23 protein-coding genes are annotated in these 20532 nt (G+C 68.1%); 14 read left to right on the top strand and 9 right to left on the bottom strand.

The genetic code is table 11. The features are described 5' to 3' along the window. Window positions 1-13 precede the first annotated feature (13 nt). Window positions 14-715, top strand: coding sequence for a YoaK family protein (locus tag A9G05_RS11870; protein ID WP_069561174.1), 702 nt, complete (start codon window positions 14-16; stop codon window positions 713-715). A 7-nt stretch (window positions 716-722) separates the two neighbouring features. On the opposite strand, the gene A9G05_RS11865 is transcribed toward A9G05_RS11870, so the two are convergent. Beyond that, entirely contained in the window at window positions 723-914 is a 192-nt protein-coding gene (locus A9G05_RS11865; protein ID WP_069561173.1) for a carbon storage regulator, read from the bottom strand. Between the two features lie 194 nt (window positions 915-1108). Between A9G05_RS11865 and A9G05_RS11860 the strand changes: the two genes are divergently transcribed. From A9G05_RS11860 to galU, 3 genes are all read left to right on the top strand, one after another. Continuing rightward, window positions 1109-1396, top strand: a complete 288-nt coding sequence (locus A9G05_RS11860; RefSeq protein ID WP_069561172.1) for a hypothetical protein — start codon at window positions 1109-1111, stop codon at window positions 1394-1396. Between the two features lie 77 nt (window positions 1397-1473). Further along, the gene (locus A9G05_RS11855; protein WP_069561171.1) at window positions 1474-2835 is read left to right on the top strand and encodes a UDP-glucose/GDP-mannose dehydrogenase family protein; all 1362 of its coding nucleotides are present in this window, start codon (window positions 1474-1476) and stop codon (window positions 2833-2835) included. A 48-nt stretch (window positions 2836-2883) separates the two neighbouring features. After that, window positions 2884-3723 (top strand): UTP--glucose-1-phosphate uridylyltransferase GalU, encoded by an 840-nt coding sequence (gene galU, locus A9G05_RS11850; protein WP_069561170.1) that lies wholly within the window; start codon window positions 2884-2886, stop codon window positions 3721-3723. Window positions 3724-3812: 89 nt separating this feature from the next. Here galU and A9G05_RS11845 read toward each other — a convergent pair whose 3' ends face one another. Beyond that, window positions 3813-4235 carry a VOC family protein gene (locus A9G05_RS11845; protein WP_069561169.1) on the bottom strand — a complete coding sequence of 141 codons (423 nt, stop codon included), beginning with the start codon at window positions 4233-4235 and terminating at the stop codon, window positions 3813-3815. Between the two features lie 101 nt (window positions 4236-4336). Between A9G05_RS11845 and gorA the strand changes: the two genes are divergently transcribed. The 3 genes from gorA to A9G05_RS11830 are packed head-to-tail and all read left to right on the top strand — an operon-like array spanning window position 4337 to window position 6710. Further along, window positions 4337-5695: a glutathione-disulfide reductase gene (gene gorA / locus A9G05_RS11840; protein ID WP_069561168.1), complete on the top strand. Its 1359-nt coding sequence runs from the start codon at window positions 4337-4339 to the stop codon at window positions 5693-5695. Between the two features lie 7 nt (window positions 5696-5702). Further along, window positions 5703-6326 carry a trimeric intracellular cation channel family protein gene (locus tag A9G05_RS11835; protein WP_069561167.1) on the top strand — a complete coding sequence of 208 codons (624 nt, stop codon included), beginning with the start codon at window positions 5703-5705 and terminating at the stop codon, window positions 6324-6326. 3 nt (window positions 6327-6329) lie between these two features. Beyond that, window positions 6330-6710, top strand: coding sequence for a VOC family protein (locus tag A9G05_RS11830; RefSeq protein WP_069561166.1), 381 nt, complete (start codon window positions 6330-6332; stop codon window positions 6708-6710). 4 nt (window positions 6711-6714) lie between these two features. Here the strand turns inward: A9G05_RS11830 and A9G05_RS11825 are convergent, their stop codons facing one another. Further along, entirely contained in the window at window positions 6715-7143 is a 429-nt protein-coding gene (locus A9G05_RS11825; RefSeq protein ID WP_069561165.1) for a copper chaperone PCu(A)C, read from the bottom strand. 120 nt (window positions 7144-7263) lie between these two features. On the opposite strand from A9G05_RS11825, the gene A9G05_RS11820 reads away from it, so the two are divergent. The 5 genes from A9G05_RS11820 (at window position 7264) to A9G05_RS11800 (ending at window position 13418) form a co-directional block, all read left to right on the top strand. Beyond that, window positions 7264-8067 carry a dienelactone hydrolase family protein gene (locus tag A9G05_RS11820; protein ID WP_069561164.1) on the top strand — a complete coding sequence of 268 codons (804 nt, stop codon included), beginning with the start codon at window positions 7264-7266 and terminating at the stop codon, window positions 8065-8067. Between the two features lie 232 nt (window positions 8068-8299). After that, window positions 8300-10126 carry a phosphogluconate dehydratase gene (gene edd, locus A9G05_RS11815; protein WP_069561163.1) on the top strand — a complete coding sequence of 609 codons (1827 nt, stop codon included), beginning with the start codon at window positions 8300-8302 and terminating at the stop codon, window positions 10124-10126. Beyond that, entirely contained in the window at window positions 10123-11082 is a 960-nt protein-coding gene (locus A9G05_RS11810) for a glucokinase (RefSeq protein WP_069561162.1), read from the top strand. Before edd ends, A9G05_RS11810 begins: the two co-directional genes overlap by 4 nt. Before the next feature lie 181 nt (window positions 11083-11263). Further along, on the top strand, window positions 11264-11989 hold the full coding sequence (locus A9G05_RS11805) for a response regulator (RefSeq protein WP_069561161.1): 726 nt from the start codon (window positions 11264-11266) through the stop codon (window positions 11987-11989). A gap of 25 nt (window positions 11990-12014) precedes the next feature. Then, complete coding sequence (locus tag A9G05_RS11800) at window positions 12015-13418, top strand: ATP-binding protein (RefSeq protein ID WP_083265586.1); 1404 nt, start codon at window positions 12015-12017, stop codon at window positions 13416-13418. Here the strand turns inward: A9G05_RS11800 and A9G05_RS11795 are convergent. Further along, entirely contained in the window at window positions 13415-13897 is a 483-nt protein-coding gene (locus tag A9G05_RS11795; RefSeq protein WP_069561159.1) for a GNAT family N-acetyltransferase, read from the bottom strand. The two genes, A9G05_RS11800 and A9G05_RS11795, sit on opposite strands and share 4 nt — an antisense overlap. 84 nt (window positions 13898-13981) lie before the next feature. Here A9G05_RS11795 and A9G05_RS11790 point away from each other — a divergent pair, with 84 nt between their 5' ends. Then, window positions 13982-14914, top strand: a complete 933-nt coding sequence (locus A9G05_RS11790) for a LysR family transcriptional regulator (protein ID WP_069561158.1) — start codon at window positions 13982-13984, stop codon at window positions 14912-14914. Between the two features lie 270 nt (window positions 14915-15184). Then, window positions 15185-15388, top strand: coding sequence for a hypothetical protein (locus A9G05_RS11785; RefSeq protein WP_044406437.1), 204 nt, complete (start codon window positions 15185-15187; stop codon window positions 15386-15388). Window positions 15389-15500: 112 nt separating this feature from the next. Here A9G05_RS11785 and A9G05_RS11780 read toward each other — a convergent pair whose 3' ends face one another. From A9G05_RS11780 to A9G05_RS11760, 5 genes are all read right to left on the bottom strand, one after another. After that, the gene (locus A9G05_RS11780) at window positions 15501-16181 is read right to left on the bottom strand and encodes an HAD family phosphatase (protein WP_069561157.1); all 681 of its coding nucleotides are present in this window, start codon (window positions 16179-16181) and stop codon (window positions 15501-15503) included. Window positions 16182-16257: 76 nt separating this feature from the next. Then, window positions 16258-18114 (bottom strand): PAS domain S-box protein, encoded by a 1857-nt coding sequence (locus A9G05_RS11775; RefSeq protein ID WP_069561156.1) that lies wholly within the window; start codon window positions 18112-18114, stop codon window positions 16258-16260. Window positions 18115-18228: 114 nt separating this feature from the next. After that, window positions 18229-18990 (bottom strand): EAL domain-containing protein, encoded by a 762-nt coding sequence (locus tag A9G05_RS11770; protein ID WP_069561155.1) that lies wholly within the window; start codon window positions 18988-18990, stop codon window positions 18229-18231. 195 nt (window positions 18991-19185) lie between these two features. After that, window positions 19186-19464, bottom strand: a complete 279-nt coding sequence (locus tag A9G05_RS11765; RefSeq protein WP_083265580.1) for a hypothetical protein — start codon at window positions 19462-19464, stop codon at window positions 19186-19188. Window positions 19465-19773: 309 nt separating this feature from the next. Continuing rightward, window positions 19774-20415, bottom strand: a complete 642-nt coding sequence (locus A9G05_RS11760; RefSeq protein WP_069561154.1) for a response regulator transcription factor — start codon at window positions 20413-20415, stop codon at window positions 19774-19776. Window positions 20416-20532 lie beyond the last annotated feature (117 nt).

Below are 20532 nucleotides of genomic sequence, written 5' to 3'. Positions count from 1 at the left end.
GTGAGGTCTCCCCATGCTTCCATCTCCGATTCCCCGTGGCAGCGCGCGGCGCTTTCACTTGCACAGGGTCCGTGGACGTGTCGGGCTGGGCCTGGTGGCCGGGCTTTCCGTGCTGGCGGGGATGACCGACGCCATCGGCTTTCTCGCCACCGGCGACTTCGTCTCCTTCATGAGCGGCAACACCACGCGGATGGCCGTGTCCCTGAGCGAGGGGCACCTAGACGCCTTCGGGCGCCTGGCCCTGGCGGTGCTCTGCTTCGTGCTGGGCAATGCTCTCGGGGTAGTGGTCGCGCGCTTTTCCGGTCGCCGCGCCGCGCCGCTGCTGGCAGTGATCGCCACCCTCCTGGCCATTGCCGCCCTCTGGCCCTTTGCCTGGAGAGTGCCGGCGGTGGTGCTGTCGATCCTGGCCATGGGCATGCTCAACGCCGTGGTCGAACAGGTGAACGGCCTGCCCATCGGGCTCACCTACGTCACGGGCGCCTTGTCGCGTTTCGGTCGGGGGCTCGGCCGCTGGCTGCTGGGCGAGCGACGCGAAGGGTGGCGGGTCCAACTGGTGCCCTGGGGCGGGATGCTGGCGGGCGCCGCGCTTGGCGCGTTCCTGGAGTTCCGCATGGGCCTGTTGGCGCTCACCTTCAGCGCCGGACTCGCGGCGCTGCTGGCCATTGCCTCGTTGTGGGTGCCGCGCCCCTGGCAGCGCGGCTACATGCCCCGCTGAGCAGTGCTCAGGCCGTCATCTTGCGCGGATGGGGCACCCCGGCCTGGATGCGCTCATACACCTCCTTGCGGTGCACGGCGACATTCTTGGGTGCGATGATGCCGAACTTCACCTGATGGCCATGGACGCTGATCACCTCCAGGGTGATGCCGCCTTCGATGACGAAACGTTCGCCGACGGAACGGATGACGAGCTGCATATCAGGCTCTCCTGACTGGAATCGGTGGCAAGGGTCGCTGCGGCACGCCTCAGCGACGGTGGGCTTGAACACCTGACCTTAGCGGGGCCGATCAAGTTCCACCCGGTGAACCCCGGCAGGCGATACACGGTCGAACGGCGGATGGCAGGGGATGGTCTAGCCTGAGACTGCCTGAAGGAACCAGGAGACGTGGAATGGACACCCGTGAACAGCATCTGATCCGCCTGCTCGGCCTCACCACCCGCAGCCTCACCCATCTGTCGGCGGCCATGACCGAAATGTCGTTCGAGCTGATGCGCAGCGAAGATGACGCCGCGCGCCAGGCCGGACGCCGCATGATCGACCACCTCGCCGTAATCAGTGCCGGCCTCGACGAGCACTGGCAAGCCCTGGGCGACTTCGGCGGCGGCCCACCGGAAGAACCGGTGGAGGGGCTCGTCGAAGTCGAACTGCAACCCGTCGACGAGGGCGGCTCCGGATAACCTCGTCGTCACCTCACTGTCACGCCCCTGCCACCGGAGTCCGTTGCAATCCCTGCAACGACAGCGGAGGTGCAGCCATGCGGATATGCGTGATCGGGGCGGGCTATGTGGGGCTGGTGACGGCGGCGTGCTTCGCCGAAATGGGCAACCGGGTGCGCTGTGTCGAGCGCGACCCGGCGCGCCTGGCGCAGCTGCGCCAGGGCCAGTCGCCGATCCATGAGCCGGGACTGGCGCCCATGCTGGCGCAGCACCTGGAGAGCGGACAACTGGACTTCACAGCGCGCCTGGCCGAGGGGCTGGAGCAGGCGGACGTCGCCTTCATCGCCGTGGGCACGCCCAGCGGCGAGGACGGTTCCGCCGACCTCAGCCATGTGCTGGCCGTGGCGGACGAGCTGGGGCGGGTGTTGCAGCGGCCCTGCCTGGTGGTGGACAAGTCCACCGTGCCCGTTGGCACCGCCGAGCGGGTCGCCGCGTGCATCAACGGGCGACTCGCCGCCCGGGGCAAGGCCTTTCGCATCCAGGTGGCGAGCAACCCCGAGTTCCTCAAGGAGGGGGCTGCCCTCGACGACTTCATGCGCCCCGACCGCATCGTCATCGGCGCCGAAGACCCGGCAGCCCGCGAGCTGCTGCGGCGCCTTTATGCGCCGTTCTCGCGCAACCATGACCGCATCCTCTGCATGGGCACCCGTGCTGCGGAGTTCACCAAGTACGCCGCCAACGCCTTTCTCGCCACGCGCATCTCCTTCATGAACGAGATGGCCGGGCTCTGCGCCCGCCTGGGCGTCGACATCGAGGAGGTGCGGCGCGGCGTGGGCAGTGATCGGCGCATCGGCACGCATTTCCTCTATGCCGGCTGCGGATACGGCGGCTCGTGCTTCCCCAAGGACGTGCGTGCGCTGATCCGCTGCGCCGAACAGGAGGGGATCGATCCCGGCATCCTGCGGGCCGTGGAGGCGCGCAATGCCGAGCAGAAGACCCTGCTGTTCCGGGCGCTGGTGGCGCATTTCGAGGGGCGTTTGCAGGGGCGGGTGGTGGCGGTGTGGGGGTTGTCCTTCAAACCGGGCACCGATGACATCCGCGAGGCGCCCAGCCTGGTGCTGATCGACGCCCTGCTGGCCGCCGGCGCCTTCGTGCGCGGCTGCGACCCGGCGTCGCGGGAGGCCGTCGCAGCCCGCTACCCGGACGCCCTCGCCAGCGGCCGGCTGTGGCTGGGGGAGTCCCCCTACCAGGCCGTGGAGCAGGCCGAAGCGCTGGTGCTGGTGACCGAATGGAAGCAGTTCCGCCAACCGAACTTCGAGCGGATTCGCGGTCTGATGAAGGTGCCGGTCATCTTCGATGGCAGGAATCTCTACGACCCATTGCAACTGGCCGACCTGGGGTTCCTCTATCGCGGTGTCGGACGCCCACCTGCGGGGCATTGTAAGGCGACAGCGGCGTGATTAGACTTCGCCGCACTCAGCCCACACCCACCTTATTCAAGGTTCAACATGATCAAGAAATGCCTGTTCCCGGCCGCTGGTTACGGTACCCGTTTTCTGCCCGCTACCAAGGCCATGCCCAAGGAAATGCTGCCGGTGGTGAACAAGCCGCTGATCCAGTACGGGGTTGAAGAGGCGCTCGACGCCGGTCTCAATGAGATCGCCATCGTCACCGGTCGCGGCAAGCGCGCCCTGGAAGACCACTTCGACATCAGCTACGAGCTGGAACACCAGATCAAGGGCACCGACAAGGAGAAATACCTGGTCGGCATCCGCCGCCTGATCGACCAGTGCAGCTTCTCCTACACCCGCCAGGTGGAAATGAAGGGCCTGGGCCACGCCATCCTCAGCGGCCGTCCGCTGATCGGCGACGAACCCTTCGCAGTGGTACTGGCGGACGACCTCTGCCTCAACCTCGAAGGCGATGGCGTGCTGACCCAGATGGTCAAGCTGTACAACCAGTTCCGCTGCTCCATCGTCGCCATCCAGGAAGTGCCGCCGGAGGAAACCTCCAAGTACGGCGTGATCGCCGGCGAGATGATCCGTGACGACATCTACCGCGTGAACAGCATGGTCGAGAAGCCCAAGCCGGAAGACGCCCCGTCCAACCTGGCGATCATCGGCCGCTACATCCTGACCCCGGACATCTTCAAGCTGATCGAAGAGACCGAGCCGGGCAAAGGCGGCGAAATCCAGATCACCGACGCCCTGATGAAGCAGGCCCAGGACGGTTGCGTGCTGGCGTACAAGTTCAAGGGCAAGCGTTTCGATTGCGGCGGTGCCGAAGGCTACATCGACGCGACCAACTACTGCTTCGAGAACCTCTACAAGACCGGCAAGGCCTACTGACAGGCCCCACCGCGTCAGCCAAGGCCGCCTCCGGGCGGCCTTGTCGTATCTGCTTCAGGTAGCCCTGGCTTCCGCCCGGGAAGACTGTCTCAGGGAATCTCCATCCCTTCCGAACCCGGCCCCAGCGGTTGGCCATAGCTGAACTCCACATAGTTGCCCGCCGGGTCCCGCAGGCCGCAGTAGTAGCCCACCGGGAAGGGCTCGTCCCGGGGCGCCCACACCAGGCAGCCATCGGTCGCCGCGCGGGCGGCCAGGGCATCCACCGCCTCACGGCTTTCCAGGGCGAAACCGAAGTGGCTGTAGTCGTCGGCGGCCAGGTCACGCGGGCGTCCGCCGGGCATGATCACGAAGATGAAACGGTGCTCCTGGCCCGGTTCGGCCATCCAGACGATGCGCGAGCCCTTGCCGGCACGCGAGTGGATCACCCGCATGCCGCAATAGCGTTCGTAGAAGGCGATGCACGGCTCCAGTTCGGGTACGTGCAGGGCGAGATGAGTGAGGGTAGGGCGCATGGTGCTCCTCCTTCGGCGTACCAGGCTCAAGGATAGGCGCGGCAACTGGTCAGGAACACCGGTTCAGGTATGCTGGCCGCCTGTTTCTGGAGACCCCTGCCATGGCCTACGATTTCGACCTCTTCGTCATAGGCGCCGGTTCCGCCGGCGTACGTGCCTCTCGCTTCGCTGCCGGTTTCGGTGCCCGTGTCGCGGTAGCGGAAAGCCGCTACCTGGGCGGTACCTGCGTCAACGTCGGCTGTGTGCCGAAGAAGATGCTGGTGTACGGCGCCCACTACGCCGAAGACTTCGAGCAGGCCCGCGGCTACGGCTGGTCCATCGGCGAGCCCGGGTTCGACTGGGCGACCCTGATCGCCAACAAGGACAAGGAAATCCACCGCCTCAACGGCATCTACCGCAACCTCCTGGTCAACGCCGGCGTCACCCTGCTCGAAGGCCATGCGCGCATCCTCGACGCCCACACCGTGGCAGTTGGCGAGCAGCGCTTCACGGCCGAGCACCTGCTCATCGCCACCGGCGGCTGGCCCCAGGTGCCGGACATCCCCGGCCGCGAGCACGCCGTCACCTCCAACGAAGCCTTCCACCTGCGCGAACTGCCCAAGCGCGTGCTGGTGGTGGGCGGTGGCTACATCGCCGTCGAATTCGCCTCGATCTTCCACGGCCTGGGTGCGAACACCTCGCTGCTCTATCGCCAGGACCTGTTCCTGCGCGGCTTCGACGGTGCCGTGCGCACCCACCTGCGTGACGAGCTGACCCGCAAGGGCCTCGACCTGCAGTTCAACGCCGACATCACCCGCATCGAGAAGCAGGCCGATGGCAGCCTGCTCGCCACCCTCAAGGACGGCCGCAGCCTGGAGACCGATTGCGTGTTCTACGCCACCGGTCGCCGACCGATGCTGGACAACCTCGGCCTGGAGAACACCGGCGTCGAGCTGGATCAGCGCGGCTTCATCAAGGTGGACGATGAATACCGCACCACCGAGCCGTCGATCCTCGCCCTGGGCGATGTCATCGGTCGCGTGCAACTGACCCCGGTGGCCCTGGCCGAAGGCATGGCCGTTGCCCGCCGCCTGTTCCGCCCGGCCGAGTACCAGCCGGTGGACTACGACAACATCCCCACCGCCGTCTTCAGCCTGCCCAACATCGGCACCGTCGGCCTGACCGAAGAGCAGGCGCGGGGCCGCGGGCACAAGATCAAGGTGTTCGAGAGCCGCTTCCGCGCCATGAAGCTGACCCTCACCGACAACCAGGAGCGCACCCTGATGAAGCTGGTGGTGGACGCCGAGAGCGACCGCGTGCTCGGCTGCCACATGGTCGGCCCCGAGGCGGGCGAGATCATCCAGGGCCTGGCCGTGGCGCTCAAGGCCGGCGCCACCAAGCGCATCTTCGACGAGACCATCGGCGTGCACCCGACCGCCGCCGAGGAATTCGTCACCATGCGCACCCCGGTGGGGAACTGATCGGTCCATGGAACAGCTCTTCTACCTGTCCGACCTCTTCGGCGTCGCCGTCTTCGCCATCACCGGCGCGCTCATGGCCGGGCGCAAGTCCATGGACCTGTTCGGCGTGCTGGTGATCGCCATCATCACCGCCCTGGGTGGCGGCACCCTGCGCGACGTCATCCTCGGCAACCACCCGGTGAGCTGGATACGCGACGACACCTACATCCTCGTCGCCTCCCTGGCCGCTGTGGGCACCGTGCTCTGGGTCCGCCTGACCCGGCCCATCCACGAGACCGGGCTGCTGGTGGCCGACGCCTTCGGCCTGGCCGTGTTCACCGTCTACGGCACCGAGGTCGCCCTGCAGCACCAGGTGCCCCTGAGCACGGCGGTGATCATGGGCGTCATCACCGGCGTCGCCGGGGGCGTGATGCGCGACGTGATCTGCAACGAGATCCCGCTGATCTTCCAGAAGGAGATCTACGCCATCGCCTGCATCGCCGGTTCCCTGGTGTTCGTCGGGCTGCTGGCCGTCGGGCTGCCGCGCTGGCTCGACACTGGCATCGCCATGGCCGTGGTGCTCGGCACCCGCCTGGCCGCCATCCGCTGGGGGCTCTCGCTGCCCCGTTTCCACCTGCTCGACAGGCACTGACCCATGCTGGAACGCATCGATCACCTGGTCCTCACCGTCGCCGACATCCCCCGCACCGTGGATTTCTACCAGCGCGTGCTGGGCATGCGTCACGAAGTGTTCGGCGAGGGCCGCAGCGCCCTGGCCTTCGGCCAGCAGAAGCTCAACCTGCATCAGGCCGGACGGGAGTTCGAGCCCAAGGCCGCGCACCCGCAGCCGGGGGCCATCGACCTGTGCCTGGTCACCACCTGGCCGCTGGAGCGCCTGCTGGCCCACCTGGCTACCGAGGGCGTGGCGGTGGAGGAGGGGCCGGTGCGCCGCACCGGCGCCCTCGGGCCCATCGAGTCGGTGTACTTCCGCGACCCGGACGGCAACCTGATCGAGATCGGTCGCTACCTCGCCTGAACCGTCACTGCGCCGTCGCCTCCACGCGCACCTCGCCGGCCTTCTCGAAGCGCAGGATGAGCGGGATGCGCTGTCCGGGCGTCACCGGCTGGCGCAGCCCCACCAGTGTCAGGTGGCTGCCCTCCGGCTTGAGCGCCAGCGTGCCCCCGGCGGGAATGCCGAACGACACCAGGGTCATCACCCGGCGGGCCTCGCCGATGCGCACCGTGGTCTGCAGGTCCACCCGCCAGGCCAGCGGCGAGCTGGCGCCGCTCAGCCGGTCGCCATCGCCGCCCCGGTCGTGGATGTCCAGGTAGACCTCCCGCGCCGTGGCGTCCCAGGTCGAGGCCCGGCTCCAGGCTGGCCCCAGCTCCAGATTCCCCGCCCGTGGCCCATCGGCCAGGGCCCAGGGGCAGGCGAGGGCGAACAGCAGGAGGAACGACGAGCGACGCATGGCAACCTCGGCAAGGTGTTGGGAGTGCTATTTCACCTGGCAACGGCGGTTGGCGAAAGCCCCGAAAAACCGCGACACTTGCACGCTGCCCAGCTTCGCTGAACCCGGAGAGAAATCGAAATGCGCAGATCGTCGCTGTTGTTCGCCCTGCTGGCCTTCGCGGGCATCGCCCAGGCCGAGGTCAGGACCAAGGAACTCCACTACAAGGCCGCCGACGGCACCGCCCTGGTGGGCTACTACGCCTACGACGATGCCATCGAGGGCAAGCGCCCCGGCGTGGTGGTGGTACATGAATGGTGGGGCCTGAACGACTACGCCAAGCGCCGTGCCCGCGACCTCGCCGAGCTGGGCTACAGCGCCCTGGCCATCGACATGTACGGCGAAGGCAAGAACACCGAGCACCCGGCCGACGCCGCCGCCTTCATGCAGGCTGCCCTCAAGGACGCCCCCGCCGCCAAGGCACGCTTCCTCGCCGGCCTCGACCTGCTCAAGCAGCAGCCCCTGACCGATAATCGCCGCCTGGCCGCCATCGGCTACTGCTTCGGCGGCAAGGTGGTGCTGGACATGGCCCGCCAGGGCGTTCCGCTGGCCGGCGTGGTGAGCTTCCACGGCGCCCTCGCCACCGCCACCCCCGCTACCAAGGGCAGCGTCAAGGCGCGCATCCTCGTGGAGCACGGGGGGCAGGACAGCATGGTCACCAAGGCCGACGTCGCCGCCTTCAAGGACGAGATGGACGCCGCCGAGGCCAACTACCGCTTCGTCCTCCAGCCCAAGGCCAAGCACGGCTTCACCAACCCCGACGCCGACCGCCTCAGCCATGCCGGCCACGGCAGCGAGAAAGGCCCGGACCTGGCCTACAGCAAGGTCGCCGATGAGAACTCCTGGGCCGACATGCAGGGCTTCTTCAAGGAAATCTTCCCCTAATGACGGGCTTGCGGCAGGGGCTCCCTGGCGCCGGCTCGCTCACCCCGCCAGCACGACCCGTTCGCGCGCCCGTCGTCGCCCCGGCACCTCGACCGGGGCGCGCTGTCAGACGAGAGCAACTGTTCGAAAAATGTTGTTTTAATAACAAAATATCCGCACGCATGTGGTGATATTTTGTCTTTATGCGTTATCTTGACGCAATTAAAACAAGATATTCCCCTGGAGCCCCAACATGCACCCTCGCATTCTGGAAGTCACCGAGCGGGTCATCACCCGTAGCCGACCGACCCGCGAACGCTACCTGGCGATGATCCAGGACGCGGCCAGCAAGGGCCCGCAGCGGGGCAGCCTGCAATGCGCCAACTTCGCCCACGGCGTGGCGGGCTGCGGCGGCATCGACAAGCAGCGCCTGCGGCTGATGGACTCGGCCAACGTCGCCATCGTCACCGCCTACAACGACATGCTCTCCGCCCACCAGCCCTACGAGACCTACCCCGAGGTGCTGCGCCAGGCCCTGCGCGAGATCGGCTCCGTCGGCCAGGTCGCCGGCGGCGTGCCGGCCATGTGCGATGGCGTCACCCAGGGCGAGCCGGGCATGGAGCTGGGCATCGCCAGCCGCGAAGTGATCGCGATGTCCACCGCCATCGCCCTGTCCCACAACATGTTCGACGCCGCGCTGTTCCTCGGCGTGTGCGACAAGATCGTCCCCGGCTTGATGATGGGCGCCCTGCGCTTCGGCCACCTGCCGTCGCTGTTCGTACCCGCCGGCCCCATGCCCTCGGGCCTCTCCAACAAGGAGAAGGCCGAAGTCCGCCAGCGTTACGCCGAAGGCAAGGCCACCCGCGACGAGTTGCTGGAAGCGGAGATGCAGGCCTACCACAGCCCCGGCACCTGCACCTTCTACGGCACCGCCAACACCAACCAGATGCTCGTGGAGATCATGGGCCTGCACCTGCCGGGCGCCTCTTTCATCAACCCCGGCACGCCCCTGCGCGAGGCCCTGACCGCCGAAGCCGCGCGCCAGGTGACCCGCCTGACCCGCCAGGCCGGCCAGTTCGTGCCGCTGGGGCACATCGTCGACGAGCGCGTGCTGATCAACGCCGTGGTTGCCCTGCACGCCACCGGCGGCTCCACCAACCACACCCTGCACCTGCCGGCCATCGCCCGCGCCGCCGGGGTCCAGCTCGATTGGCAGGACATGGCCGAGCTGTCCGAAGTGGTGCCGACCCTGGCCCACGTCTATCCGAACGGCAAGGCCGACATCAATCACTTCCAGGCCGCCGGCGGCGTCGCCTTCCTGGTGCGCGAACTGCTGGATGCCGGCCTGCTCCATGAAGATGTCGAGACCGTCGCCGGCCGTGGCCTGCGACGCTACACCCAGGAGCCCTTCCTGGAGGACGGCCACCTGGTCTGGCGCGAAGGCCCGGCCGCGAGCCTGGACGAGAACATCCTGCGGCCCGTCGCGCGGCCGTTCTCCCCGGAGGGCGGCCTGCGGGTGATGACGGGCAACCTCGGCCGTGGGGTGATGAAGGTCTCCGCCGTCGCCCCCGAGCACCGCGTGGTGGAGGCCCCGGCACGGGTCTTCCACGACCAGCAGGCCCTGGCCGATGCCTTCAAGGCCGGCGAGCTGGATCGCGACCTGGTGGCGGTCATGCGCTTCCAGGGGCCGCGCTGCAACGGCATGCCCGAGCTGCACAAGATGACCCCCTTCCTCGGCGTCCTGCAGGACCGTGGCTTCAAGGTCGCGCTGGTCACTGACGGGCGCATGTCCGGCGCCTCCGGCAAGATCCCCGCCGCCATCCACGTCACCCCCGAAGCCTATGACGGCGGCCCCCTGGCCCGTGTGCGCGACGGCGACATCGTGCGCGTCGACGGCGTGGCCGGCACCCTGGAACTGAAGGTGGACGCCGCCGAGTTCGCCGCCCGCGAACCCGCCCCCCCCATGCACCAGGCCGAAGTCGGCTGCGGCCGTGAGCTGTTCGCCTTCATGCGGGCTGCCTTCAGCTCCGCCGAAGAGGGTGCCAGCGCCTTCACCGGCAGCCTGGAGGGCCTCAAGTGAGCCTTGCGCTGGTCGGTGATATCGGCGGGACCAACGCCCGCTTCGCCCTGTGGCGGGAACAGCGCCTCGACGCCGTGAAGGTGCTGGCCACCGCTGATTTCCCGGACCCCGAGTCAGCCATCCAGCACTACCTGGCTGGGCTCGACCTGCCCCTCGCCGAGCTGGAGGCCGTCTGCCTGGCCTGTGCCGGCCCCGTGGGCGGGGAAGACTTCCGCTTCACCAACAACCACTGGCGGCTCAACCGTACCGCCTTCTGCCAGCGCCTGGGCATCCAGCGCCTGCTGCTGGTCAACGACTTCACCGCCATGGCCCTGGGCATGACCCGCCTGCGTCCCGAGGAGCGCCAGGAGGTGTGCCCCGGCACTCCCGAAGCGGATCGTCCCGCCGTGGTGATCGGGCCCGGCACCGGGCTTGGCGTCGGCACCCTGCTGCCCCTGGGTGAGGGCCGCTGGACGGCCTTGCCGGGGGAGGGCGGGCACGTCGACCTGCCGGTGGGCAGCGTTCGTGAGGCCGCCCTGTGGCAACACCTGCACCAACACCTCGGCCATGTCAGTGCCGAGAACGTGCTCAGCGGCAACGGCCTGCTGCAGCTCTATCGCGCCAGTTGCGCCCTCGATGGCAGCGAGCCGTACCTGGACAGCCCGTCGGCCATCACCTCGGCCGCCCTGGCCGGCGACCGCGAGGCGAGGGCGGTGCTGGAGCAGTTCTGCACCTGGCTCGGCCGCGTCGCGGGCAACAACGTCCTCACCCTCGGCGCCCGGGGCGGGGTCTACGTGGTGGGCGGCGTGGTGCCGCGCTTCGCCGAGTTCTTCAAGGCCAGCGGCTTCGCCCGCGCCTTCGCCAGCAAGGGCTGCATGAGCGGCTACCTGGAGGGCATCCCCGTGTGGCTGGTGACGGCCGAGTACCCGGGCCTCGAAGGTGCCGGCGTGGCGCTGCAGCAGGCGATGCGGGCGTGAGGCGCAATCACGGGAAGCGGACGCGAGGCACGTTCCCGGCAGGCGACCTGTTGTAGGGTGGACCGCGCTTCATCGGTCCACCGATGGCGATGCGCCGACGCCGACAACTGGATGAAAGAGTCTCGGCATCAACGCCTTGCATCCAAACGGACATGACCGATAACAACAAAGGACGGCCGACATGAGCCCTTCCGGAAAGCACATCCTCCTGGTGGATGACGACCAGGAAATTCGCGAACTGCTGCAAGTCTTCCTCAGCCGCGCCGGCTTTCAGGTGCGCACCGTGGCCGATGGCGCGGGCTTTCGTGCCGCCATGGACGAGGCCGGCGCCGACCTGGCGATCCTCGACGTGATGCTGCCCGACGAGGACGGCTTCAGCCTCTGCCGCTGGGTGCGCGAACACCCGCGCCTGGCCCAGGTGCCGATCATCATGCTCACCGCCAGCTCCGACGAGGCCGACCGGGTCATCGGCCTGGAGCTGGGCGCCGATGACTACATCGGCAAGCCCTTCAGCCCCCGCGAGCTGCAGGCCCGAGTCAAGGCCCTGCTGCGCCGGGTCGGCTTCGGTCAGGAGCGCGAGGCCCAGGTGGTCAGCTTCGACGCCTGGCGTCTGGACATGGTCAGCCACCGCCTGTTCCACCGCGACGGCGAGGAGGTGATTCTCTCCGGTGCCGACTTCGCCCTGCTCAAGCTGTTTCTCGACCACCCGCAGCAGATCCTCGACCGCGACACCATCGCCAACGCCACCCGCGGCCGCGAGGTGATGCCCCTGGAGCGCATCGTCGACATGGCCGTGAGCCGCCTGCGCCAGCGCCTGCGCGACACCGGCAAGGCGCCCCGGCTGATCCGCACCGTGCGAGGTGCCGGCTACCTGCTCGCGGCCCAGGTCTCCTCCCGCCGTGCTTAGGGCTCCGCGCTCCCTGCTGGCCCGCATGCTGCTGCTCACCCTGCTGGTGGTGGTGCTGGCCCAGGCCCTGTCGAGCCTGATCTGGGTTTCCCAACTGCGTGCCAGCCAGTTGGAGGGGCTGCTGATCAGCGCCCGCAGCCTCGGCCAGTCCATGGCCGCCAGCGTCAGCTACATCCGCTCGCTGCCCCTGGGTTACCGGCCCATGGTGCTGGACCAACTGCGCAGCATGGGTGGCACCCGCTTCTTCGTCTCCCTCAACGACAAGCCGCTGGCCATGCGCGTGCTGCCGGAAACCCCGCGCAAGCAGGCGGTGCTCGCCGAGGTGGAGGCGGTGTTGCGCGAGCGCCTGGGCAGACCGGTGGAGATGTCGCTGCACTTCGTCGAACCGGCGGATCTGCGGCTCTTCAACAGCGGCCTCAAGCTGGACGAGTTGCCGCGCTCCTGGGCCCACTACGCCCTGACCCTGGAGCCCCTCGATCCGCCGGTACTGGTGACGCAGATCCGCATCAGCCCCAACGAGTGGCTGTACCTCGCCTCGCTGCTGCCCGAGCCCTACGCCGGGCTGGAGGACCAGGGCCTGCCGGCCCAGCAATGGGGCTTCATCCTTATCACCAGCGCCTTCCTGCTGCTGTTCATCGGCCTGCTGGTGCGCTGGCAGAGCCGCCCCCTCAAGCGCCTGGCCGCCGCCGCGCGGGAAATGAACCTGGGCGCCGAGGTGCGCCCGCTGCCCGAGGCCGGTGGCAGCGAAGTGGTGGAGGTGAGCCGCGCCTTCAACGCCATGCGCGAGCGCATCAGCCGTTACCTGAGCGAGCGCAGCCAGCTGTTCAGCGCCATCTCCCACGATCTGCGCACCCCCATCACCCGTCTGCGCCTGCGGGTCGAACTGCTGGAGGACGAGGCCCAGCAGGCCAAGTTCAACCGCGACCTGGATGAACTGGAACTGTTGGTGAAGGGGGCGCTGCAGTGTGTGAAGGACACCGACATCCACGAGAACATCGAACAGGTGGACCTCAACCACCTGCTCCACAGCCTGGTGGAGCCCTACCTGGCCAACGGCCGGGTCACCCTCGACGGCGCCGCCCTCGAGCGCTACCCCGGCAAGCCGCTGGCGCTGCGGCGCTGCATCGGCAACCTGCTGGACAACGCCCTGAAGTACGGCGAGCGCGCCCACCTGCGGGTGGAGGACGGCCCTGGAGCCTTCGTCCTGCATGTGGACGACGAGGGCCCGGGAGTGCCGGAGCAGAAGCTGGAGCAGGTGTTCGAGCCGCATTTCCGCCTGGCCGGCCAGCAGCAGGGCTATGGCCTGGGCCTCGGCATCGCCCGCAGCCTGGCCCATAGCCACGGCGGCGGGCTGAGCCTGCGCAACCTGCGCGAGGGCGGCCTGCGGGTCACCCTGCGCCTGCCGCGCACAGGCGCTGACGCGCCCTAGGCGCCGGTGGCGAAGCCGGTGAGCGCCTCGCCATCCAGGCGGTAGCGCACCCACTCGTCCTGGGGCTTGGCGCCGATGGCCTGGTAGAAGTCGATGGCTGGCTGGTTCCAGTCCAGCACGCTCCACTCCAGGCGCCCGCAGCCATTGGCCACCGCCTCGCGGGCCAGGGCACGCAGCAGGTCCCGGCCCGCGCCCACGCCGCGCTTGGCCGGGGTGATGTAGAGGTCTTCCAGGTAGATCCCGTTGCGCCCCAGCCAGGTGGAGTAGCTGTAGAAGTACACCGCGTAGCCGATGGGCTGGCCGTCGCACAGGCACATCAGCGCCTTGGCCGGCGCGCCCTCGCTGAACAGCGTGCGCTGGATGTCCTCGACGCTGGCGATCACCTCATGGCGTGCGCGCTCGTAGTCGGCCAGTTCGATGATGAAGTCCAGGATCTGCTGGGCGTCGCCGGGTTGGGCGGGGCGAATCTCGATGTTCATGGGGCTCTCCAGTAAAGGGGCGCCCATGCTAGCGGCACAGGTAAGCTGCATGAAGTGCATTTATGTCATCAGGAGCTGAAAGCTGTGCATTACTTGCTGCGCCGCCTCGACCTCAACCTGCTGCTGGCCTTCGACGCCCTGCATCGCCACCGCAACGTCAGCATCGCCGCCAGCGAACTGGCCATCAGCGCCTCGGCCTTCAGCCATGCCCTGGCCCGCTTGCGCCAGGCCCTGGACGACGAACTCTTCCTGCGCCAGGGCAGCCGCATGCAGCCGACCCAACGGGCCGAGCAGCTCGCCGGCCCGGTGGCGGCCGCGTTGCGCACCCTTGGCGAGGGGCTGGAGCAGTGGGACCCGTTCGACCCCGCGCGCAGCCAGCGCACCTTCGTCTTCGCCGTCACCGACTACACCGCCTTCGCCCTCATGCCGGCCCTGGTGGAGCGCCTGCAGCGTCTCGCCCCGGGCATCCAGCTACGCCTGGTGCACGCCGAGCGCCAGGTCTCCATCGACGACCTGGCCAGCGGCCGCATCGACTTCGCCCTGGGCTACGGCGAAGAGCAGGACCAGTTGCCAGCGGGCATCCAGGTGCTGGACTGGTTCAGCGACGCCTACCAGGTCATCGCCCGGCGCGACCACCCCCGCGTGCAGGGCGCGCCCGACCTGGATGCCTACCTGGCCGAACGCCATGCGGTGGTGACGCCGTGGAACGAACCGAGTGGGGTGATCGATCAGGTGCTGGCACGCATGGGGCTGCGGCGCGACGTGGCGCTGTGGCTGCCCTCGGTACTCGCCGCGCCCTTCATCATCGGCGCCAGCGACCTCTTGATGACCGCCCCCGGCCACGCCGCCGAGACCCTGCGGGAGCTAGCCGGCATCGCCCTCTACCCGGCGCCCTTCGCCATCCCGCGCTACACCCTGCGGCTCTACAGCCACGCCCGCTACGCCGGCCGCGACGCCCATGCATGGATGCTGGAGCAACTGCAGGCGCTGCCGATCCGCTCGCGGTCGCCGAACTGAAATACCACTGTCATCAACTCGTCATCGCGGGCAGCGATGATGCAACTGCACCCAACGGGCAGTGGGTGCGTGCATATCGTTGTTTCCACATCGATCGTGCCCTCGCTGGGCAGGAACCGACCTTCAAAGGTCGGTTTTTTTTCGCCTGTGCATCCTGCCGCGGTTTCCCGACCTGAAAGCACATTGTGAAATTCCGGCTGGCCGCTCCTGACATCAGATCGCAACATCCCTCCTTCAGGATGCGCGCAGTTTTCCCCTCGGACCCCCGCCGTGACCCGTGCCGTACGTGATTGCCGCAAGCTCCTGGACACCATCGCCATGAACAACGAAGACGCCGCCATCGCCGTGATGAAGGCCGCCGAACGCATCGGCGATGCACACCTCAAACAGCAACTGCTGGAGATCATCCAGCGCATGCACCAGGACGCCGCCGACCTGCGCACCCTGCGCGAGCGCATCGACCAGCGCGCCTGAGCCAGTCGAGGTACTCGGGGGCGTGCATGGCGCCCCTCCGGTGCGCCGTGCCGATCGCGGCGTCCTCCAGTTCAGAGCGCAGGGAGCGGAGTCTCGTTCACCTTGCGGTACGTCAGCCGGCGCCGCCCAGCACGCCTTCGCGGCGCAGCAGGTCGAGCACCGCGTGCAGGTCGGGCAGCACGGCCAGGCAGCGGCGCCGGATGTCTTCGGGGGGCTGGGTCAGGTCCGGCACTATCAGCGTTGGCACGCCCGCGGCATGGGAAGCGGTCACGCCGGGGATGGAGTCCTCCACCGCCAGGCAGTCCGCCGGGGCCAGGCCCACGCGCTGTGCCGCCAGCAGATAGAGCGCCGGGTCGGGCTTGCCCAGGTCCACGTCGTCGCGGGTGACCACTACGTCGAAGTAGCCGTCGATGCCGCCCAGGGCCAGGTGCTCGTGGGCCGAGCGGCGGTGGGAGGAGGTGGCGATGGCCATCGGCCGACCGCTCTCGCGCATAGCGCTGAGCAGGGGGACGACGCCGGGCTTGAGCGGCAGGCCGTCCTCCAGCATGGAGGCCCTGTGGCGCAGGTAGGCGGCGCCGAAGTCGTTCAGCGGGAAGTCGGCGCCGTAGTGCCCGAACAGGCGCTGGCGGTAGGCCGGCCAGTCGATGCCCACCAGGCCCTCGCACAGCGACTTGGCATCCGGCAGGCCGAGGGATTCGAGGGCGTGCAGGGAGCAGGCGAGGTTGAGGGTCTCGGTGTCCACCAGGGTGCCGTCGAGGTCCAGCAGGAAGCCGGCGATGCGGGGTGGGTTCATCGGCGAGTCTCCTGTGCCGTCGAAGGAGCCCGCATGCTGAACGATCCGAGTGGCGATGTCGCCTGGTTTCATGTGGCTAGGTGCCACCGACCCAGGCCAGGTCAGCCCCGGCGATGCGATAGCGGTCGCGCCCCTGTTGCTTGGCCTGGTACATCGCCGCGTCGGCGTCCTTGATCAGTTGGGTGTGGCTGCGCTCGTCACCAGGGCGGAACAGCGCCACACCGATGCTCACCTGCACCTCGGCGCTCTGACCTTCCAGTTGGTAGGGCTCGCGGACGGCAGCCAGCACTTTCTCCGCCACCGCATGTACCGCCGGGCGGTCGCACAGGGGGTGGACGAGCAGGGTGAACTCGTCGCCGGCCAGGCGGTAGACCAGATCGGCGCCGCGCAGGCTGGCGCGCAGGCGTCGTGCCACTTCGCGCAGCAGCGCATCGCCGGCGTCGTGGCCGAGGGCGTCGTTGACCCGTTTGAAACCGTCCAGGTCGAGGAACATCAGGGCGAAGGCTTCGCCGTGGCTGTCGGCACGCTGCATCAGTGTCGGCAGGTGGTCGTACAGCGCCCGGCGGTTGGGCAGGCCGGTGAGCGGGTCCTGCAGGGCCTCGCGGCGCAGGCGGTCTTCTCGCTGCTTGCGCTGGCTGATCTCGTGGAGGAAGGCGTTGAACAGTACCCTGCCGCCGGCCCGCAGGACGTCGATGTGCACTTCCAGGGGGATCAGTTGGCCGTCCCGGTGCAGGGCGTCCAGTTCGATGCGCCGGCCCAGCACCTGGTGCTCGCCGGTCTGCAGGTAGTGGCGCAGGCCGTTGAGGTGCGCCTGGCGCATGGGCTCGGGAATGAGCAGGTCGTGCATGGCCTGGCCGATGGCTTCGTCCCGGGTCCAGCCGAACAGCGCCTCGGCAGCGCGGTTCCAGGCACTGATGCGGCCCTCGCTGTCCATCGCCACGTAGGCGTCCTGGGTGTGTTCCAGCACCGCGCGCAGTTCCATTTCACGCTCTGCCAGGGCTTGGGTGCGCTCATGGACGCGCTGCTCCAGGGTGCGTTGCAGCTCCGCCAGGTGGGCCTCGGTGTGCTTGCGTGCATCGATGTCGTTGATCACCGCGAGGAAGTGCTCCAGGGCGCCACGGCGGTCGAGCTGCTTGGTCACCGTGATGCTCACCCAGATCTGGCGGCCGTCCTTGCGCACGTAGCGCTTTTCCAGCTCGTAGCGGTCGATCTCGCCGCGGATCAGTCGCTGCACCTGTACCAGGTCGGCATTCAGGTCCTCGGGCACGGTGACGTCCGCGAAGCTCATGCCGGCCAGCTCCACGCGGCTGTAGCCGAGCAGTTCGACCAGCGCCTGGTTGACCCGTAGCCAGCGCCCTTCGGGGCTGATCACGGCAAGACCGGAGCCGACGCGCTCGAAGAGCATCTCGAAGCGGCCTTCCGCCTCCCGGGCCAGGCGCCGCGAGTCGAGGGCCGCCTCGCGCAGGTGGAATTCGCGGGCGACCAGGGCCGCCAGGTCTTCCAGCACCCGGCGTTGTTCGTCGGTGAGCTGCCGAGGGCGGTTGTCGATGGCGCACAGGGTGCCTAGGGCGAAGCCGTCGCGGGTGCGGATCGGCGTGCCGGCATAGAAGCGGATGTGGGGTGCCCCGAGCACCAGGGGGGTGTCGCGGAAGCGGGCGTCGGTGCGGGTGTCCTCCACCACCAGGGTGCCGCTGCCGCCAATGGTGTGGGCGCAGAAGGCGGCGTCGCGCGGAGTTTCCTGCACGTCCAGCCCCACCCGGGACTTGAACCACTGGCGGTGCTCGTCCACCAGGGACACCAGGGCGATGGGCACACCCAGGCTGCTGGCCAGTACGCGGGTGATGCGGTCGAACACCTGCTCTGGCGGTGTGTCGAGGATTTCCAGGCTGCGCAGCAGATGGAGGCGTTCGGCTTCGTGTTGAGCGTTGCTCATGGGGGTCAGGGTTCGCTTGGCTTTGCTACAGCCTAGTAGAGCGTCACCCAGCATGTGTTCATGAATTCCGGGCCGCCCCCTGGAGGAAGAACTGCTCGCCTTTGCGCCGGAAGGTCAGGCCGCCGGCCACCTCACCTCCGGCAACTGCTCGAACGCCGGTCGGGCGAACAGGAAGCCCTGGTAGAGGTGGACACCCAACGCCCGGAGCTTGGCCAGCTCCTCGCCGGTCTCCACCCCCTCGGCGATGACCTCGATGGACAGCGCCTGGCAGACGCCGAGAATGCCCCGGACGATGGCCTCGCGCACCGGGTCCTGGTCGATGTTGCGGATCAGCGCCATGTCCAGCTTGATGATGTCCGGCTGGAACTCGGCCAGCAGGTTGAGGCCGGAATAGCCGGCGCCGAAGTCGTCGATGGCGGTCTTGAAACCCTGCTTGCGGTACTCGGCGATGATGCTTTTCAGGTGGGCCTTGTCCACCAGCTCCTCACCCTCGGTGATCTCGAAGATCAGCCGGCTGGTCGGGAAGCCGAAGCGCCGTGCCGCGTCCAGGGTGGCGCGGATGCAGGTGGCGGCCTGGTAAACGGCGTTGGGCAGGAAGTTGATGCTGACGTAGCAAGGCACGTCCAGGCGTGCGGCCAACTCCACGGCCTTCACCCGGCAGGCCTGGTCAAAGGCGTAGCGGTTCGCCTCGGTGACCTGCTCCAGCACGCTGCTCGCACCCTGGCCGTCGAGCCCGCGCACCAGGGCTTCGTAGGCGAACAGGCTGCCGTCACGCAGGTCCACGATGGGCTGGAACGCCATGCTGAAGTCGAAGTCGAGTGCGTTGCCGTCACGGCAGTGGGCGCAGGGGCTTGGGCGATCGGTCGGGGTGTACATGCAGGCTCTCCATGAGGGAAGCGAAGTGTGAGTCCCGTCACGCCTTAATGCTAGACGCCCGTTTCAGGGGGCGCAGGTGGCAGTTTGTCGGTCGTTGGGAAGCCGCGGGCGGATGTCGGCGCCGGCCTGCATCGAAGCCGGCTCCTGCCTGGGCGCCTGCCTGCTGATGACCGAGCTGCGTCAGCGCAAGAGTGCTCAGCCCTGGCGGAAGGCGACGCCTCGGCGGGTGAGGGTGATGGTCCGGGCATCGACCAGCAGGCGGCCTTGGGCATCACAGGTTTCGGACCAGTCGAGCTGGGCCCGGATGAGGCCGAGTTCATCGAGGTCGCGCAGGCCGATCAGCACCCGCTGAGGGTCGCCGTCGAGGTGGCGGGCATCGCGAGGGTGTTCCTCGCTGAGTTGTTCGATCAGGGCGCGCAGGAGTTGGGTACGGCTTTGTATATCCATGGACTGGTAGGGCGCAGTCGGATTCATGGGGTGGGATTCTAGACCAGCCTCTCCGCTCCGGGGCACCCATCGATCCACAGATGGGGCAACGTTTTTTTCACCGTATCTTGATGGGCGCTTTACGGCCGCTTGGCCAGTCTGTGGGCCAATCGAACGAGGACACGCCCATGCCCCGAGGCCCGCACTTCTCACTCACTCTCGCGGCTGTGGCGGCATTGCTGCTGCTCTGCATCACCGCAGCCCAGGCCCGCACGCCGCCCCTGGATGCCCCGACAGCCCGATCCCGGGTCGCTCCGGTGGAGTTCGCCGCCCGCCCGACAGGAACCCAGGGGAACTTCAATCGTCCGGGCGGATGATGCCCTTGCGCACGGCGTAGAGGACCAGCCCTGGCACGTCGTGGATGTCCAGCCGCTTCATGATCTGCGCCCGGTGCGCCTCCACCGTCTTCACGCTCAGGCACAGGCCGTCGGCGATGGCGCGGGTCGAAGCCCCCCGGCAGATCAGCCGGAGTATCTCCACCTGGCGCTGGGTCAGCTCGGCATCCATCTCGTCGCGGCTCGCCAGAGCCTGCTCGATCACCGGCTGTGCCACGGCGGAACTCAGGTAGCACTGGCCCCGGTCCACGGCCTTGAGGGCCATGTGCAGCTCGGACATGGCCGCATCCTTGAGCAGGTAGCCGGCGGCACCCTTCTTCAGCGCAGAGAGCACCAGCTCCGCCTCGGCGTGCATCGAGAGCATCAATACGCGGGATTCCGGTACCTGGTGGCCCAGGCGTTGCAAGGCTTCTAGCCCGTCGAGGCCGTGCATGGAAATGTCCAGGAGGATGATGTCGGGTCGCAGGCGCTCGGCCATGGCAACGGCCTGTTCGCCATCTTCCGCTTCACCGACGACTTCGTAGCCTTCGAGTTCGTTGACCATGGCGCGGACGCCTACGCGAATCAGGGCGTGGTCGTCGGCCAATAGCAGTCGACAGGTCATGGGCGCTCCTTGCTCATTGCGAGACTCGGGTACTCCTGACGCACGGCGCGCCCCGAAAAGGCAGGCCGTACAGCTACGGAGTAGCACCGAACGCAAAAGTTCGCCTCTTTGGTCCGG

Source organism: Pseudomonas sp. ENNP23 (genome assembly GCF_001728945.1).
Lineage (GTDB): Bacteria > Pseudomonadota > Gammaproteobacteria > Pseudomonadales > Pseudomonadaceae > Metapseudomonas > Metapseudomonas otitidis.
This window is presented reverse-complemented; position numbering and strand designations above follow the sequence as displayed.

What these genes read in the sequence shown, in the direction of transcription:
- A9G05_RS11870 (WP_069561174.1), top strand. Translation starts at nt 14, where the DNA reads ATGCTTCCATCTCCGATTCCCCGTGGCAGCGCGCGGCGCTTTCACTTG.
- A9G05_RS11865 (WP_069561173.1), bottom strand. Translation starts at nt 914, where the DNA reads ATGCAGCTCGTCATCCGTTCCGTCGGCGAACGTTTCGTCATCGAAGGC.
- A9G05_RS11860 (WP_069561172.1), top strand. Translation starts at nt 1,109, where the DNA reads ATGGACACCCGTGAACAGCATCTGATCCGCCTGCTCGGCCTCACCACC.
- A9G05_RS11855 (WP_069561171.1), top strand. Translation starts at nt 1,474, where the DNA reads ATGCGGATATGCGTGATCGGGGCGGGCTATGTGGGGCTGGTGACGGCG.
- galU (WP_069561170.1), top strand. Translation starts at nt 2,884, where the DNA reads ATGATCAAGAAATGCCTGTTCCCGGCCGCTGGTTACGGTACCCGTTTT.
- A9G05_RS11845 (WP_069561169.1), bottom strand. Translation starts at nt 4,235, where the DNA reads ATGCGCCCTACCCTCACTCATCTCGCCCTGCACGTACCCGAACTGGAG.
- gorA (WP_069561168.1), top strand. Translation starts at nt 4,337, where the DNA reads ATGGCCTACGATTTCGACCTCTTCGTCATAGGCGCCGGTTCCGCCGGC.
- A9G05_RS11835 (WP_069561167.1), top strand. Translation starts at nt 5,703, where the DNA reads ATGGAACAGCTCTTCTACCTGTCCGACCTCTTCGGCGTCGCCGTCTTC.
- A9G05_RS11830 (WP_069561166.1), top strand. Translation starts at nt 6,330, where the DNA reads ATGCTGGAACGCATCGATCACCTGGTCCTCACCGTCGCCGACATCCCC.
- A9G05_RS11825 (WP_069561165.1), bottom strand. Translation starts at nt 7,143, where the DNA reads ATGCGTCGCTCGTCGTTCCTCCTGCTGTTCGCCCTCGCCTGCCCCTGG.
- A9G05_RS11820 (WP_069561164.1), top strand. Translation starts at nt 7,264, where the DNA reads ATGCGCAGATCGTCGCTGTTGTTCGCCCTGCTGGCCTTCGCGGGCATC.
- edd (WP_069561163.1), top strand. Translation starts at nt 8,300, where the DNA reads ATGCACCCTCGCATTCTGGAAGTCACCGAGCGGGTCATCACCCGTAGC.
- A9G05_RS11805 (WP_069561161.1), top strand. Translation starts at nt 11,264, where the DNA reads ATGAGCCCTTCCGGAAAGCACATCCTCCTGGTGGATGACGACCAGGAA.
- A9G05_RS11800 (WP_083265586.1), top strand. Translation starts at nt 12,015, where the DNA reads ATGCTGCTGCTCACCCTGCTGGTGGTGGTGCTGGCCCAGGCCCTGTCG.
- A9G05_RS11795 (WP_069561159.1), bottom strand. Translation starts at nt 13,897, where the DNA reads ATGAACATCGAGATTCGCCCCGCCCAACCCGGCGACGCCCAGCAGATC.
- A9G05_RS11780 (WP_069561157.1), bottom strand. Translation starts at nt 16,181, where the DNA reads ATGAACCCACCCCGCATCGCCGGCTTCCTGCTGGACCTCGACGGCACC.
- A9G05_RS11775 (WP_069561156.1), bottom strand. Translation starts at nt 18,114, where the DNA reads ATGAGCAACGCTCAACACGAAGCCGAACGCCTCCATCTGCTGCGCAGC.
- A9G05_RS11770 (WP_069561155.1), bottom strand. Translation starts at nt 18,990, where the DNA reads ATGTACACCCCGACCGATCGCCCAAGCCCCTGCGCCCACTGCCGTGAC.
- A9G05_RS11765 (WP_083265580.1), bottom strand. Translation starts at nt 19,464, where the DNA reads ATGAATCCGACTGCGCCCTACCAGTCCATGGATATACAAAGCCGTACC.
- A9G05_RS11760 (WP_069561154.1), bottom strand. Translation starts at nt 20,415, where the DNA reads ATGACCTGTCGACTGCTATTGGCCGACGACCACGCCCTGATTCGCGTA.